This window comes from Rhodovarius lipocyclicus (assembly GCF_009900765.1).
Lineage (GTDB): Bacteria > Pseudomonadota > Alphaproteobacteria > Acetobacterales > Acetobacteraceae > Rhodovarius > Rhodovarius lipocyclicus.
Window position 1 is genome coordinate 1 of the sequence record NZ_JAAABL010000069.1, and the last position, 13,063, is coordinate 13,063.

Consider the following 13,063-nt stretch of genomic DNA (forward strand, 5'->3'; position numbering starts at 1 on the left):
GCCCGCCGCGACGCCGGAACGGCCCGCCCATGTGCTGACCCCGCCGGGTTCCGCGCCTGCCGCCGCACCGGCCGCGGCCCGGGCCACGCCCGCCCCCGCCGGGCGCGGGAACATCCAGCTCGCCGCCGTCGCCAGCGAGGCCGCGGCGCGGACCGAATGGGACCGCATCAAGCGCCGCGTGCCCGAACTGGCCAGCCACAGCCCCAGCTTCCTGAAGGTGGAGCGCGAGGGCAGGGCGCCGATCTGGCGCCTGCGCGTGCAGGGTGTGGGCGATGCCCGGGCCCTCTGCGGCCGCCTGCGGGAGAGGGGTGTGGCCTGCGATCCGGTGTGATAGGCCGGACCCAGGTGATTACGGGGTGATTCGCATGCGTGCCGCCATCATCGGGCTTTCGGGCCCCATCCTGACGGCAGGGGAAGCCGCGACGCTGCGGGAACACCCGCCGCTGGGCGTGATCCTGTTCGCGCGCAACATCGAGAACCCCGCCCAGCTTCAGGCATTGAATGCCAGCATCCGGGCCATCCTCGGCCCGAACACCCCCATCCTGGTGGACCAGGAGGGAGGCCGCGTGGCTCGGCTGCGCCCGCCGCACTGGCCCGCCTTCCCGCCCGCCGCCAGCTTCGAGGGCGGGCCGGACGCCCCCTGCTTCGCCAATGCCGCCGCGATCGGCGCCACCTGCCGGGGCGTGGGCTTCGACGTGGCCTGCGCGCCCGTGCTGGACCTGCGCCTGCCCGAGGGCCACGGCATCATCGGCGACCGCGCCTTCTCCGCAGACCCGGCGGAGGTCGCGCGGCTGGGCGGGGCCACCCTGCGCGGCCTGCAATCGGCCGGCGTGATCCCGGTCATCAAGCACATCCCCGGCCATGGCCGCGCCCTGGCGGACAGCCATTTGGAACTGCCGCGCGTGACCGCCACTGCCGCCGCGCTGGAGGCCGACATCGCCCCCTTCCGGGCGCTGGCCGGGCTCGGCGCCTGGGCGATGACCGCGCATATTCTCTATGAGGCCTGGGACGCGGCGCTGCCCGCCACCCTGTCGCCCACCATCATCCGCGATGTGATCCGGGACGCGATCGGCTTCGACGGCTTCCTGATCTCCGACGACCTGGCGATGAAGGCGCTGAGCGGCACCCCCGCCGATTTGGCCGCCCAGGCGCTGGCGGCCGGCTGCGACGCGGTGCTGCATTGCACCGGCGAACCCGCCGAGACCGCCGCCCTGCTGGCCGCCTGCCCGGAGGCTTCGCCCCAGGCGCTGGCCCGCCTCGCGGCGTCCCGCGCCGCCCTCCAGCAGCGCGTGCCCGCCTGATGCCCGATTGGTTGCCGGAAGTTCTGGCGGCGGTCTTCGCCACCCTCATCGCCATCACCTTTCACGAAGCCGCCCATGGCTATGCCGCCGAGGCGCTGGGCGACCACACGGCGCGGGAGCAAGGCCGCGTCACCCTGAACCCCATCGCGCATGTGGACATGGTGGGCACCATCATCCTGCCCGCCATCCTGCTGGTGGGGCAGTTGCTGACGCTGGGCCGAGTGGAGGCGATGATCGGCTGGGCCAAGCCCGTGCCGGTGGACTTCATGCGCCTGCGCAACCCGCGCTGGGGCATGCTGTGGGTGGCGGCTGCCGGCCCCGCCATGAACCTGCTGCTGGCCTATCTGGCGGCGCTGGCGGCCCATCTGGCGGGCTTCATCGGGCCCGAATCGGCCGTGGTGCTGTATCGCTCGGTGGCCCTGTTCATGGTGGTGAACCTCGTGCTCGCGGCCTTCAACATGCTGCCGATCCCGCCGCTGGATGGCGGGCGCATTGTCACGGCGCTGTTGCCCTGGCGGCTGGCGCTGCCCTATGCCCGGCTGGAACGCTATGGGCTGCTGATCGTCATCGGCTTCGTCATCGTGGCCCCGCGCGTGATCCCGGGCTTCGACGTGATGGGCTGGCTGTTGGCCCATGTGGTCGCCCCCATCTTCGACCTGGTGCTGCGCGCCGCCGGCCATTCCCCATGAGCGACGAGGCCCTGACCATCACCCTCGACGGGTTCGAGGGGCCGCTCGACCTGCTGCTGGACCTGGCGCGCAGCCAGAAGGTGGATATCCGCCAGATCTCCATCAGCCGGCTGGTGGACCAGTATGTCGCGGTGCTGGAGGGTGCCAGGAAGGTGCGCCTGGAACTGGCCGCCGAATGGCTGGTGATGGCGGCCTGGCTGACCTGGCTGAAATCCCGCCTGCTGCTGCCCGAGGAAGCCGAGCCGGAGGAGGACGCCGAACTCCTCGCGGAGCGCCTGACCGAGCGTCTGGCCGAGCTGGACCGCATGCGCAACGCGGCCTTCTGGATGGCGGGCCAGTTGCAGCTGGGCCGCGACACCTTCGCCCGCGGCCTGCCCGAGAATCTGCGCCAGGAGGACCGCTCCGGCATCGTGGCCGACCTGCCGGCGCTGCTGCGCGCCTATGCCGCCGCCCGCCGCCGCGCCATCGCCGCCAAGCCCTACCGCCCCAAGACACGGCGCCTGTTCTCGGTGGCCGAGGCGCTGGAGCGGCTGCGCGCCATGCTGGGCGCCACCCCGGGCTGGACCGAATTGCAGGCCTATATGCCCGCCAGCCTGGTCACCCCGCTGGAGCGCAAGGCCGCCCTCGCCTCCGGCCTCATCGCCGCGCTGGAGGAAGCGCGCGGCGGCCGGGTGGAACTGCGCCAGGAGATTGCCTTCGGCCCGTTGATGATCCGCCTCACGGAGGCCCCCGCCGCATGACCGACGCCACCTTCGCCCTGGCCCTGCGCATCGCGGAGGCACTGATCTTCGCCTCCGACCGGCCGGTGAAGCCCGAGCGCCTGGCCGCGGCCCTGCCGGCCGGCACGGACCCCATGGCCGTGCTGACAGCCCTGCAGGCCCAATGCGCCGGCCGCCCGGTGGAGCTGGTGGAGGTGGCCGGCGGCTTCGCCTTCCGCACCGCGCTGGACCTCGCACCCGCCATCACCCGCGTGGTGGAGGTGCCACGCCGCCTGCCGCGCGTGGCGATGGAAACGCTGGCCATCATCGCCTATCACCAGCCCGTCACCCGGCCGGAGATCGAGGAGATCCGTGGCGCCACCCTCAGCCAATCCACGCTGGACGCGCTGCTGGAGATGGGGCTCGTCACCTCACGCGGGAAGAAGGAAGTGCCGGGCCGCCCGACCCTGTGGGGCACCACGCCGCGCTTCCTGGAACAATTCGGCCTGAAATCCCTGAACGAATTGCCGCGCCGCGAGGAACTCGTCTCGGCCGACGCGGCGGCCCTGCCGCTGGAACAGAAGCCAGCGGCGGAACCGGAATTGCCGCTGCATTGATCGGGGGTGGCTGCGAGAGGGGCTTTGCCCCCCTCGCGCTCCCCCCACCAAAGGCCGAAAGGCCCTTGGAACCCAATGATTTGGAAGTTGGGAGAGGGGGCTCCAAGCGCGCTTCGGGTTGGAAGGCCAGTCATGCCCCCTCTCCCAACTTCCAAACTAAACTGATGGGGTCCAGGGGCCTTTCGGCTCCTGGCGGGTGGGGTGTGGGGAGGGCAGAGCCCTCCCCACATCTGCCCCGGCCAACGCAGCGCCTATTTCTCGTTCAGCCGCGGCATCAGTTCCACCAGGTTGCAGGGCTTGTGGCGGCTGTCGAGCTGGAATTTCAGGATGTCGTCCCAGCCATCCTTGCAGGCGCCGGTGCTGCCAGGCAGGGCGAAGATGTAGGTGCCGCCTGCCACGCCGCCCATGGCGCGGCTCTGCATCGTGCTGGTGCCGATCTTCTGGTAGCTGAGCATGCGGAACAGTTCGCCGAAGCCTTCGATCTTCTTGTCCACCACGCGCTCGAAGGCCTCGGGCGTCACGTCACGGCCGGTGATGCCGGTGCCGCCGGTGGTGATGACGCAGTCGATGGCCGGGTTGGCGATCCATTCGCGCAGGATGGCCTCGATGGCGCCGGCGTCGTCCTTGACGATGCGGCGGTCGGCCAGCTGGTGCCCGGCCTCGGTGATGCGGGCGGCCAGGGTCGCGCCGGAGGTATCGTTGGACAGGTCGCGCGTGTCGCTGACGGTCAGCACGGCGATGTTCACGGGCAGGAAGGGTAGGGTTTCGACGATGGGCATGCGGGGAATGTAGGGGCGGCGGACGAGAGAGCCAATCGTCGGCGGCTAACCTTCCCGCGCGGCGCGGTGAAGCCGGCCTGAAGGCGGCACCCATTCCGGCGCCGTCCGGAGGACCCGCCGATGCATCGCCGACATCTCCTGGCCACACCCGCCTTGCTGCTGCCCGCCCTGGCGCGCGCCGAGGGCGCCGCCCAGCCCCTGGTGCTGGAGCTTTTCACCTCGCAATCCTGTTCCTCCTGCCCGCCGGCGGATGCGCTGCTGCAGGGCGCGGATGGCGGCATTCTGGCGGCGGGGCTGGCGTGATGGGCGCGCGTATCGCCCGCCGGCTGTTGCCGGGCCTGGCCGCCGTGCCGTTGCTGCCGCGGCGGGGCCGTGCCGCGACGACCTCTCTGCGCGCGGCCGACGGGCTTTCGCTGACGGCCGAGCATCTGCCGGCCCAGGGCGCGCGCCGGCGCGGCTGCATCCTGCTGTTCCATATGGCGGGCTCCAACCTGGGCGAATACGCCCCCATCGCGCCGGAACTGAACCGGATGGGCTTCGAGACCCTGGCGCTCGACCAGCGATCGGGCGGGGATGGCTGGGGCCGCCGGAACGAGACGGCGGCTCGGCTGGGCCGCGACCCGGGCTATCGCGCGGCCTTGCCGGATCTGGAGGGCGCGCTGGCCTGGGCGCGGGGGCGCGACCCCTCCGGCCGGGTGCTGGCCTGGGGCAGCAGCTATTCGGCGGCGCTGGTGTTTCCGCTCGCGGCCATGGGCGGGGTCAGCGCGCTGCTGGCTTTCTCGCCGGGCGAATATCTGCCGGGGTTTTCGGTGCGCGGGGCGGCGGCGCGGGTGAACTGCCCGGCCTTCGTCGCCTCCGACCGGGGCGAGGAAGGGGAGGCGGCGCGTTTGCTGGAGGCGGTGCGCGGCGCGCCGAAGCGGCAGTTCCGCCCGGTGGCGGGTGCCCATGGCAGTTCCATCCTGCGGGCCGACCGCAATCCGCGCGGCGCCGCCCAGGCTTGGGCGGCGGTCAGGGAATTCCTGGACGAGGTGGCGGGCTGACTACTCGCCCACGCTCATGGCCAGGATGCGGCTGAGGGCTGTCAGGTCGCGCCCCGATTCCGCCGACCAGCCGTTGAAGGCCGCCTGCACCGCCGCGAAATCCTTCTTGCCGGAGGGCGGCTTCTCGACCACGCCTTCCCGGATCAGGGCGGCGGTCACGTCCTTGGAGGTGATATAGGCCGGTTTGCCGATGGCGCGCAGGAAGCGCATGCCGCTGTCCCCGCCCAGATGGCTGCCGCGCTTCTTCAGCAGTTCCAGCAGCCCGGCATAGTCGTCATCGGGCCAGGCGGCGAGGAAGCGCGCGGCGGAGCCGTGTTCCGCCGCGAGTTCCAACAGCAGCCGGGCATTGGCCAGCACCGCCTGGATCTTGGCGCCGTTGCGCACGATGGCGGGGTCGCTCATCAGCGCGTCCAGCGCTTCCTCGGACAGATGCGCGCAGGCGTTGGGGTCGAAGCCATGGAAGGCGGCCTCGAAGCCCGGCCATTTCGCCGCGATCACCTTGGAGGAGAAGCCCGCGTTGAAGATGCGCCGCGCCATTTCGGCCAGGATGCGGTGGTCGGGCAGGGCGGCGATCTGGGCCGGGGTGCGGCTGGGCGTTTCGGCCAGCAGGGTTTCCAGCGCGGCGGGGCCGCCCTTGCGGGCGGCGGCGATGGCTTCGATCTCGGCGAAGGGCCTCATCGGCGGCATCCTGGCTGGTAAAGGGTGGTGCGGGCGGTCGGACTCGAACCGACAAGGGGTTGCCCCCGGCAAATTTTGAGTCTGCTGCGGTTACCATTTCGCCACGCCCGCACGCCGCGCTGGAATGCCACAGCCTGGGCCGTGGCGTCCAGCCTAGGGCCGATCGACAATCAGGTTCGGGAGGCGGCTGGCCGGGGATTTTTCGCGCCAGGGAGGAAGAAGCCGCCGCCAATGCTGGGGCATTGGCAAGGGTTCTGACGCTGCTGGCGTGGAAAAGCACCGCCAGACGCACCCGCAACTTGAATGTCGATCGGCCCTAGGGCCGGCGCTTCAGTGTCAGCCGCCGTGCCGGCAGCCCCAGCGAATACTCCCGGAACTTCGCCAGCACCTCCTCGGGCCAGGTCGTCACCTTCCGGGCCGCGACATCGGCGCAGACGTACAGCACCTCGTTCGTGCTGGTCACCTGGCCCGATTTTTCCTCGAACATCCGGTGTTCCAGCAGCAGGCGCTTCTCGTCGAAATCCAGCACGCGGCTCTCGCCGCCCATCGTCTCGCCCTCCAGCATCTCCCGCTGATAGTCGAGCCAGCTTTCCACCGCGAAGGTGGTCTTGCCCTGGGCACGCAGCGCGCGCCCAAGGCCGAGGAAAGGCCACAGCCGGTCGGTCTGGAGATCGAAGATCACCAGGTAATAGCCCATGTTCAGGTGGTTGTTGCTGTCCATCCACTCCGGCTTCACGGTCGCCAGAGTCATGTCCCAGCGCAGCCACCCATCGACGTCGCGCGGCGGCGGCAGCCCTTCCAGCACCGCCATCAGTGGATCTCGTCCGACGCCGCGAGCGCCGCCTTCAGCTTCTCGATGTCGAAGCCCGGGGCGCGCGCCATGTCCAGGATCACGGCTTCCTTGCGGGTCAGCAGGTCCACCACGGCCGGGATCTGCTTCACCGCCTCGGCCGGGATCACCACGGCGCCATGCAGGTCGGCGTGGATCACGTCGTCATGGTTCACGGCCATGCCATGGATGGTCACGGGCCGGTTCCAGTCCACGATATGCACATAGGCATGCGACGGATTGACCACGCCCAGGATCTGGAAGCCCGGGGCCAGCGCGTCGATGTCGCGGAAGCTGCCATTGGTCACGCAGCCCTCGGCGCCCAGGCCCTTGTGGACGGCGCTGTTCACCTCGCCCCAGAAGGCGCCGGTGCCGGGCACATCGTCCAGGTCCTGCAGCACGACGATGGTCGGCAGGGCGGCTTCGGCCACATAGGAATACCAACCGATGCGGGCCGCGCGGTCGGCCTCCTTGCTGCGGCCGGAGGGGAAGGCGGCACGGATGGTGCCCACGCGCGCCAGCCCCACGATGGGCTTGGCCGAGGGGCGCGCCACCTGGAACGGGCGCACGCTGAAGCCATGGCCGCGCCGGGCGGGCACGATCACCTCCAGCGCGTTGCAGATGGTGGGGGTGTCCCACGCCTTGAGCGCCTCCAGATCGGCGGCGGTGAACGGGTATTGGGCCATGATTTCCTCCTCGGTTGGAGGGAGTGTGTTGCGGCGCGGCGGCGCGGTCAAACCGTGCCGTGACAATTTCGCTATGAAACCGCCCGGCGCTGGACGGGCCCTGGCGGCTCACGTAACGGGCGGATCATGCGCCGTTTCGCCCTTGCCCTGTTCTGCCTGCTTTCCGTGCCCGCCATGGCTCAGACCGGCCGTTTCGGTTCCGCCGGCACGCCCAATGCCGGCGCGCCGGAGGAAGCGCTCATCCCCTCCCTGGCCGCCATGCAGGACCGGCTGGAGGAACAGGGCTGGCTGTTCCGCGGCCAGGCCACCTTCGTGCTGCAGGGTCATACCGGCTTCCATTCCCCCTATCGCGGTGAGGCGAGCCTCGCCCCACAGGCCGGGGCGCGGAACACGCTCTCGACCGACCTGATCATCGGCCGGCGGCTGTGGGAGGGGGCGGAGGTGGTGATGAACCCCTCCGTCACGCGCGGCTTCGGGCTGTCCAATTCCGTGGGCCTCGCGGCCTTCCCGAACAACGAGGCGTTCAGGCTGGGCAGCACCAACCCCTATCTCTATGTGCCGCGTGCCTTTTTCCGGCAGACCATCGGGCTGTCGGCAGACACAGTCCCCTCGGACAACGACCCGCTGCGCTTCACGGAGCCGATGGCGCGCGAGCGCATCACCTTCACCATCGGCAAGTTCAGCGTCTGGGACATCTTCGACGACAACCGCTATGCCCATGATGCCCGCACCCAGTTCCTGAACTGGGCGCTGGTGGGGGGCGCGGGCTTCGACTACGCGGCCGATGCGCGCGGCTATACCAACGGCGCCGCCCTGGAATGGGAGAATGGCAGCTGGGCCGTGCGCGGCGGGGCCTTCCAGGTCTCCCGCCGGGCCAACGGCCTGTTCCTCGACCCCGCCCTGACCCGCGCCTGGCAGTTGATGGGCAGCCTGGAGCGCTTCTGGCATATCGGGGAGCGCGAGGGCGCGATCCGGCTGATCTATGGCCTGACGCGGGCGCGCCAGTCGGACTGGGCCGATCTGATGGCCGGTGGCGCCTTCGACCGCAACGCCCGCAGCTATCGCCGCAAGCATAATGTGGCGATCAGCTTCGACCAGCAGGTGGGGCCGGATTGGGGTGTGTTCGCCCGGATGTCCTGGAACGACGGCCGCACCCAGAACTGGATGTACACGGAACAGGACCGTGCCATCTCCTTCGGTGCCTCCCTACAAGGCCCGCGCTGGGGCCGCCCGCATGACACGGTGGGGCTCGGCACCAATATCGGCTTCGCCTCCGCCGGGCGGAGGCGGTATCTGGAGGCGGGGGGCATCGGCTTCATCGTGGGCGACGGCGCGCTGAACTACCGGCCGGAATGGGTGACGGAGGTCTATTACGACGCGCGGCTGGCGCCGGGGATCAACCTGGCGCTGAACTATCAGTTCGCGCTGAACCCGGGCTATAATGCCGATCGTGGGCCCGTCCATTTCCTCGCTCTCCGCCTCCGCACCGCTTTCTGAACCCGTCTGGACCGCCGAGGCCCGGGCCGGGCTGGCCGCGCTGGAACCGCGCTTCGCCGCCATCGAGGGTAGGGCGGGGCCCATCCCCTGGCGCCGCCGCCCGCGCGGCTTCGCCGGGCTGCTGCGCTGCATCTGCGGCCAGATGATCAGCAACGCCGCCGCCGAGGCGATCTGGAAGCGCCTGTCCGCCCTGCCGGGCGCGCTGGAACCCGCCAGTTTCCTGCAACTGGACGACGCGGCGCTGTGCGGCGTGGCCGGGCTGTCCCGCCCCAAGGCCGCGCATGCGCGATCGCTGGCCCGCGCCTGCCTGGACGGCTCGCTGGATTTCGCCGCCATCGCCGCGCTGGACGATGCCGGGGCGGTGGCGCGCATCGCCGCCGTGAAGGGGCTCGGCCCCTGGACCGCCAGCATCTATCTGCTGTTCGCCGAGGACCGGGCCGACATCTTCCCCCCCGGCGACGTGGCGCTGGCCGCCGGCGCCCAGCACCTGCTGGACCTGCCCGCGCGACCCGCCAGCCCGGCCCTGGTGGAGCTGGCCCGCGCCTGGTCCCCTTGGCGCGGCATGGCGGCGCGGCTGCTGTGGCATCATTGGCGCTGGGCGACGGGGCGCGCGGCCGGGGAGGCGTGATCTCGAGGCGTGATCTCGAGGCGTGATCTGGAAGCGTGACGCGGGCTTGACCCATGCCGCCCATCCCCGCAGCCTCCGGCCCCATGCCTCCGCTTTCCGCCACCATCCGGGCCACTCCGGTGCCGCCCATCCCCGCCGTGCGCGGCTGGGCCGCCCGATACCAGGGCAACGCCCCCCTGCTGGACCTGACCCAGGCCGTCCCCGGCTATCCGGCCCATCCGGAGCTGCTGGCCCGACTCGGCGCCGCCGCGCAGGACCCCGCCACCACCGGCTATGGCCCCATCGACGGCGACCTGCCCCTGCGGGAAGCCCTGGCGGCCGACACCGCCGCCTTCCACCGCGCGCCCATCGAGGCCCGGCACATCGCCATCACCGCCGGCTGCAACCTGGCCTTCGCCATGGTCATGGCCACCATCGCCGGCCCCGGCGCCAAAATCGGCCTGCCCACGCCCTGGTACTTCAACCACCAGATGACGCTGCTGATGCAGGGCGCCACCCCCGTGCCCATCCCCTGCCGCGCGGATGACGGCTTCATCCCCTATCCCGCCCGGCTGGAGAAACTGCTCGACGGGCTGACCGCCCTCGTCCTCGTCTCCCCCAACAACCCCACCGGCGCGATCTATCCGGCCCCCGTGCTGCATGAGATCGCGGCGATGTGCCGGCGCAAGAACGTCTGGCTCGTCCTCGACGAGACCTACCGCGACTTCCTGCCCGACAGCGCCACCCCGCCCCACGCCCTGTTCACCGAGCCCGGCTGGGAAGACTACCTCATCGGCCTCTACAGCTTCTCCAAGGCCTATTGCATCCCCGGCCACCGCGTGGGCGCCGTGATCGGCGGTGGCCCCTTCCGCGAGGCGCTGATGACAGCCCTCGACAGCTATCAGATCTGCCCCGCCCGGCCGGCCCAACAAGCCCTCACCTGGGCCATCCCCACCCTCGGCGCCTGGCGCGCGGGCAACCGCGCCATCATGGCCGAACGCGCCGCGGCCACCCGCGCGGCCATCGCCGAACTGCCGGGCTGGAAACTCGACGCCCTAGGCACCTACTTCGCCTACCTGCGCCTGCCCGAACGCAGCCCCAACGCCCGGGAAGCCGCGGAAACACTGGCCACCGAACGCGGCTTCCTCTGCCTGCCCGGCCCCTTCTTCGGCCCAGGCCAGGACCGCCACCTGCGCCTGGCCTTCGCCAACGCCGAGCCCGCCCGCATCGCGGAAATCCCGGGGCGGCTGGGTTGAAGGGGTAAGCCCCGGTGGCACGGGCGGCGTGCGAGAGGGGCTTTGCCCCCCTCGCGCTCCCCCCACCAAAGGCCGAAAGGCCCTTGGAACCCAATTTATTGGAAGTTGGGATAGGGGGCACCAAGCGCCCTTTGTGCCCGATGCGCGTTCGCCGCCCCCTCTCCCAACTTCCAAACTAAACTGATGGGGTCCAGGGGCCTTTCGGCTCCTGGCGGGAGAGCACGAGAGGGCAGAGCCCTCTCGTATACCACCGTGCCGTCAGTGCTTACCCCCTCAGCACCAGCTGCGCCCGGAATCCCGCGGCGCAGGCGGCCCAGGAGTAGGTTTCGGCGTGGCTGCGGGCGGTGGTGCGGCTGCAGTGCAGGGCGGCGAGGCAGGCGGTGTGCAGGTTGTCGTGCAGTTGGCCGGCTTCGGGGTTGGTCACCACGTCTTTGGGGCCCATGACCGGGTAGGCCGCGACGGGTGTGCCGCAGGCCATGGCTTCCAGCAGCACCAGTCCGAAGGTGTCGGTGCGGGAGGGGAAGACGAACACGTCGGCGGAGCGGTAGGCGTTGGCCAGGGCCTCACCCACGCGCCAGCCGGCGAAATGGGCCTGGGGGAAGCGGGCTTGCAGGTCCGCGCGCTGGGGGCCGTCGCCGACGACGACCTTGGTGCCGGGCAGGTCGAGCGCCAGGAAGGCTTCGATGTTCTTCTCGACGGCGACGCGCCCGGCGTAGAGGAAGATGGGGCGGGGCAGGTCGGTGAAGTCGGTGGCGGGGCCGGGGTGAAACAGGCGGAGGTCCACGCCGCGCGTCCAGGGCAGGATGTGGCGAAACCCGCGCTCGGCCAGTTCGGCCTGCAGGCTGGCGGTGGCGGCGTAGGTGCCGGCGGCGGCGTTGTGGAAGCGGCGCAGCCAGGCCCAGGCGATGCCGGGCGGCAGGCGGGTGCGGGCGTGGACGTATTCGGCGAAGCGGGTGTGGAAGCTGGTGGTGAAGGGCCAGCCGCGCTTGCGGCAGATGGCGCGCATGGCCATGCCCAGCGGGCCTTCGGTGGCGATGTGGATGGCGTCGGGGGCGAAGGCGTCCACGATCCGGGTCAGGCGGCGGCGCGGGAACAGCGCCAGCCGGATCTCCGGGTAGCTGGGGGTGGGCATGGTGCGGAAGCGGTCGGGGCCGACCACCTCCACGATGTCGCCGCCGGCGCGCAGTTCCTCGGCCACGGTGGCCAGGGTGCGCACCACCCCGTTCACCTGGGGCGCCCAGGCATCGGTCACGATCAGCAGCCGGATGGGGACGACCCCCGGCACGGGATGAAGGATCAAGCGGCTACTGTCTCCGCTGCGCGGGCGTTGCCGCGCCACATGCTCAGCCGGTTTTCGTCGGCCCAGTCGATCAGGCGGAAGCTGCCATCGGCTTCCTCCACCAGGGCGGTGCAGCTTTCCACCCAGTCGCCGCAGTTCATGTAGGCGGTGGCCTGCACCTGGCGCATCTCGGCGTGGTGGATGTGGCCGCAGACCACGCCGTGCAGGCCGCGGCGGCGGGCCTCACCGGCCAGTGCCGTCTCGAAGCGGTCGATGGCCTTCACGGCTTCCTTCACCTGGCGCTTCAGCCATTGGCTGAGCGACCAGTAGGGATAGCCCAGCCGCTGCCGGGCGGAGTTGAACACCCGGTTCAGCACCAGCGCCCAGTCATAGGCCCAGTCGCCGAGATAGGCGAGGAACTTGGCATAGCGGATGACGCCGTCGAATTCGTCGCCGTGCATGATCAGGTATTGGCGGCCGTCGGCGGCCTCGTGCACCGCCTCGCGCATCAGCTTCACGCCGGCGACTTCCAGGCCCAGCCACTGGCGGAACATCTCGTCATGGTTGCCGGGGATGTAGGTGACCTTGGTCCCGCGCTCGGCCTTTTCCAGGATCAGGCGCAGCACCTCGTCGAACTCGTCGTGCCAGTACCAGCTTTTGCGCAGGCGCCAGCCGTCCACGATGTCGCCCACCAAGTACAGGTGGTCGCATTCGGTGCGGCGCAGGAAGTCGATCAGGAAATCGCTGCGGCAGCCGCGCGTGCCCAGGTGGATGTCGGAAATGAAAACGGCGCGATGGCGCCGCTGGGTCTGGCCGTTTTGCATGGCGCGCCCGGATTCCCTCTTGCGATCGAGGCCCGGATAGACCGTGCGGCGATTGTTTCGCGTGAAGCTTCCGTGAAGGGAAACCCAGCTTTTCCGCCGGTCACAGCGATGTCATGCGGCTGGCATCGAATCGTCACGCGCGGCGGGCTAAGGCCCCGCCCGTGCTCATCATCTTCAATCCCGTGGCGGGCGGAACCCGCCGCCGGCGCCTGGCGCGGGCCCTGCGCGCGCTGCGCGGCGCCGGCGCGCGGGTCGAGATCGCGGAGACGCGCCACGCGGGCCA

16 protein-coding genes and 1 tRNA gene are annotated in these 13,063 nt (G+C 70.7%); 10 read left to right on the top strand and 7 right to left on the bottom strand.

Translation table 11 applies throughout. The annotated features are described in order from the left end of the window. From GT007_RS21260 to scpB, 5 genes are all read left to right on the top strand, one after another. A partial coding sequence (locus GT007_RS21260; RefSeq protein WP_236571796.1) for an SPOR domain-containing protein occupies nt 1–331 on the top strand: 331 nt, incomplete at its 5' end. A gap of 34 nt (nt 332–365) precedes the next feature. Next, nucleotides 366–1,301, top strand: coding sequence for a beta-N-acetylhexosaminidase (nagZ, locus tag GT007_RS21265; RefSeq protein WP_160123679.1), 936 nt, complete (start codon nt 366–368; stop codon nt 1,299–1,301). Nucleotides 1,302–1,312: 11 nt separating this feature from the next. Beyond that, nucleotides 1,313–1,990 (top strand): site-2 protease family protein, encoded by a 678-nt coding sequence (locus GT007_RS21270; protein WP_236571797.1) that lies wholly within the window; start codon nt 1,313–1,315, stop codon nt 1,988–1,990. Next, nucleotides 1,987–2,730: a segregation and condensation protein A gene (locus GT007_RS21275; RefSeq protein WP_160123681.1), complete on the top strand. Its 744-nt coding sequence runs from the start codon at nt 1,987–1,989 to the stop codon at nt 2,728–2,730. Before GT007_RS21270 ends, GT007_RS21275 begins: the two co-directional genes overlap by 4 nt. Further along, complete coding sequence (gene scpB, locus GT007_RS21280; RefSeq protein WP_160123682.1) at nt 2,727–3,305, top strand: SMC-Scp complex subunit ScpB; 579 nt, start codon at nt 2,727–2,729, stop codon at nt 3,303–3,305. The genes GT007_RS21275 and scpB overlap by 4 nt, the downstream gene beginning before the upstream one ends. Nucleotides 3,306–3,556: 251 nt before the next feature. Here the strand turns inward: scpB and moaB are convergent, their stop codons facing one another. After that, nucleotides 3,557–4,084: a molybdenum cofactor biosynthesis protein B gene (gene moaB / locus GT007_RS21285; protein ID WP_160123683.1), complete on the bottom strand. Its 528-nt coding sequence runs from the start codon at nt 4,082–4,084 to the stop codon at nt 3,557–3,559. Nucleotides 4,085–4,204: 120 nt separating this feature from the next. Between moaB and GT007_RS21290 the strand changes: the two genes are divergently transcribed. Together GT007_RS21290 and GT007_RS21295 are read left to right on the top strand one after the other, a co-directional pair. Continuing rightward, on the top strand, nt 4,205–4,387 hold the full coding sequence (locus GT007_RS21290; RefSeq protein WP_160123684.1) for a DUF1223 domain-containing protein: 183 nt from the start codon (nt 4,205–4,207) through the stop codon (nt 4,385–4,387). Further along, nucleotides 4,387–5,124, top strand: a complete 738-nt coding sequence (locus GT007_RS21295; RefSeq protein ID WP_201452001.1) for an alpha/beta hydrolase — start codon at nt 4,387–4,389, stop codon at nt 5,122–5,124. Before GT007_RS21290 ends, GT007_RS21295 begins: the two co-directional genes overlap by 1 nt. Here the strand turns inward: GT007_RS21295 and GT007_RS21300 are convergent, their stop codons facing one another. The 4 genes from GT007_RS21300 to GT007_RS21315 form a co-directional block, all read right to left on the bottom strand. Next, nucleotides 5,125–5,802 (bottom strand): DNA-3-methyladenine glycosylase I, encoded by a 678-nt coding sequence (locus GT007_RS21300; RefSeq protein ID WP_160123685.1) that lies wholly within the window; start codon nt 5,800–5,802, stop codon nt 5,125–5,127. Between the two features lie 25 nt (nt 5,803–5,827). Further along, nucleotides 5,828–5,913, bottom strand: a tRNA-Leu gene (locus tag GT007_RS21305). Nucleotides 5,914–6,118: 205 nt separating this feature from the next. Then, nucleotides 6,119–6,613 (bottom strand): thioesterase family protein, encoded by a 495-nt coding sequence (locus tag GT007_RS21310; protein WP_160123686.1) that lies wholly within the window; start codon nt 6,611–6,613, stop codon nt 6,119–6,121. Further along, nucleotides 6,613–7,317, bottom strand: a complete 705-nt coding sequence (locus GT007_RS21315) for an RraA family protein (protein ID WP_160123687.1) — start codon at nt 7,315–7,317, stop codon at nt 6,613–6,615. Before GT007_RS21315 ends, GT007_RS21310 begins: the two co-directional genes overlap by 1 nt. A 126-nt stretch (nt 7,318–7,443) precedes the next feature. Here GT007_RS21315 and GT007_RS21320 point away from each other — a divergent pair, with 126 nt between their 5' ends. The 3 genes from GT007_RS21320 to GT007_RS21330 all read left to right on the top strand — a co-directional run bounded on the left by GT007_RS21320 (nt 7,444) and on the right by GT007_RS21330 (nt 10,677). After that, a complete protein-coding gene (locus GT007_RS21320) occupies nt 7,444–8,814 on the top strand; it encodes a carbohydrate porin (RefSeq protein ID WP_160123688.1) in 1,371 nt (456 codons plus the stop codon). Further along, nucleotides 8,759–9,442 carry a DNA-3-methyladenine glycosylase family protein gene (locus GT007_RS21325; RefSeq protein ID WP_160123689.1) on the top strand — a complete coding sequence of 228 codons (684 nt, stop codon included), beginning with the start codon at nt 8,759–8,761 and terminating at the stop codon, nt 9,440–9,442. The genes GT007_RS21320 and GT007_RS21325 overlap by 56 nt, the downstream gene beginning before the upstream one ends. An 83-nt stretch (nt 9,443–9,525) precedes the next feature. Then, nucleotides 9,526–10,677, top strand: coding sequence for an aminotransferase (locus tag GT007_RS21330; protein WP_160123690.1), 1,152 nt, complete (start codon nt 9,526–9,528; stop codon nt 10,675–10,677). A gap of 265 nt (nt 10,678–10,942) precedes the next feature. Here GT007_RS21330 and GT007_RS21335 read toward each other — a convergent pair whose 3' ends face one another. Together GT007_RS21335 and GT007_RS21340 are read right to left on the bottom strand one after the other, a co-directional pair. Beyond that, nucleotides 10,943–11,977: a glycosyltransferase family 4 protein gene (locus GT007_RS21335; protein WP_457852349.1), complete on the bottom strand. Its 1,035-nt coding sequence runs from the start codon at nt 11,975–11,977 to the stop codon at nt 10,943–10,945. After that, the gene (locus GT007_RS21340; RefSeq protein ID WP_160123691.1) at nt 11,974–12,780 is read right to left on the bottom strand and encodes a UDP-2,3-diacylglucosamine diphosphatase; all 807 of its coding nucleotides are present in this window, start codon (nt 12,778–12,780) and stop codon (nt 11,974–11,976) included. The genes GT007_RS21335 and GT007_RS21340 overlap by 4 nt, the downstream gene beginning before the upstream one ends. Nucleotides 12,781–13,063 lie beyond the last annotated feature (283 nt).

Bases quoted from the DNA above. Each gene is read 5' to 3' on its own strand.
- nagZ (WP_160123679.1), top strand. From the start codon at position 366: ATGCGTGCCGCCATCATCGGGCTTTCGGGCCCCATCCTGACGGCAGGG.
- GT007_RS21275 (WP_160123681.1), top strand. From the start codon at position 1,987: ATGAGCGACGAGGCCCTGACCATCACCCTCGACGGGTTCGAGGGGCCG.
- scpB (WP_160123682.1), top strand. From the start codon at position 2,727: ATGACCGACGCCACCTTCGCCCTGGCCCTGCGCATCGCGGAGGCACTG.
- moaB (WP_160123683.1), bottom strand. From the start codon at position 4,084: ATGCCCATCGTCGAAACCCTACCCTTCCTGCCCGTGAACATCGCCGTG.
- GT007_RS21290 (WP_160123684.1), top strand. From the start codon at position 4,205: ATGCATCGCCGACATCTCCTGGCCACACCCGCCTTGCTGCTGCCCGCC.
- GT007_RS21295 (WP_201452001.1), top strand. From the start codon at position 4,387: ATGGGCGCGCGTATCGCCCGCCGGCTGTTGCCGGGCCTGGCCGCCGTG.
- GT007_RS21300 (WP_160123685.1), bottom strand. From the start codon at position 5,802: ATGAGGCCCTTCGCCGAGATCGAAGCCATCGCCGCCGCCCGCAAGGGC.
- GT007_RS21310 (WP_160123686.1), bottom strand. From the start codon at position 6,613: ATGGCGGTGCTGGAAGGGCTGCCGCCGCCGCGCGACGTCGATGGGTGG.
- GT007_RS21315 (WP_160123687.1), bottom strand. From the start codon at position 7,317: ATGGCCCAATACCCGTTCACCGCCGCCGATCTGGAGGCGCTCAAGGCG.
- GT007_RS21320 (WP_160123688.1), top strand. From the start codon at position 7,444: ATGCGCCGTTTCGCCCTTGCCCTGTTCTGCCTGCTTTCCGTGCCCGCC.
- GT007_RS21325 (WP_160123689.1), top strand. From the start codon at position 8,759: ATGCCGATCGTGGGCCCGTCCATTTCCTCGCTCTCCGCCTCCGCACCG.
- GT007_RS21330 (WP_160123690.1), top strand. From the start codon at position 9,526: ATGCCTCCGCTTTCCGCCACCATCCGGGCCACTCCGGTGCCGCCCATC.
- GT007_RS21340 (WP_160123691.1), bottom strand. From the start codon at position 12,780: ATGCAAAACGGCCAGACCCAGCGGCGCCATCGCGCCGTTTTCATTTCC.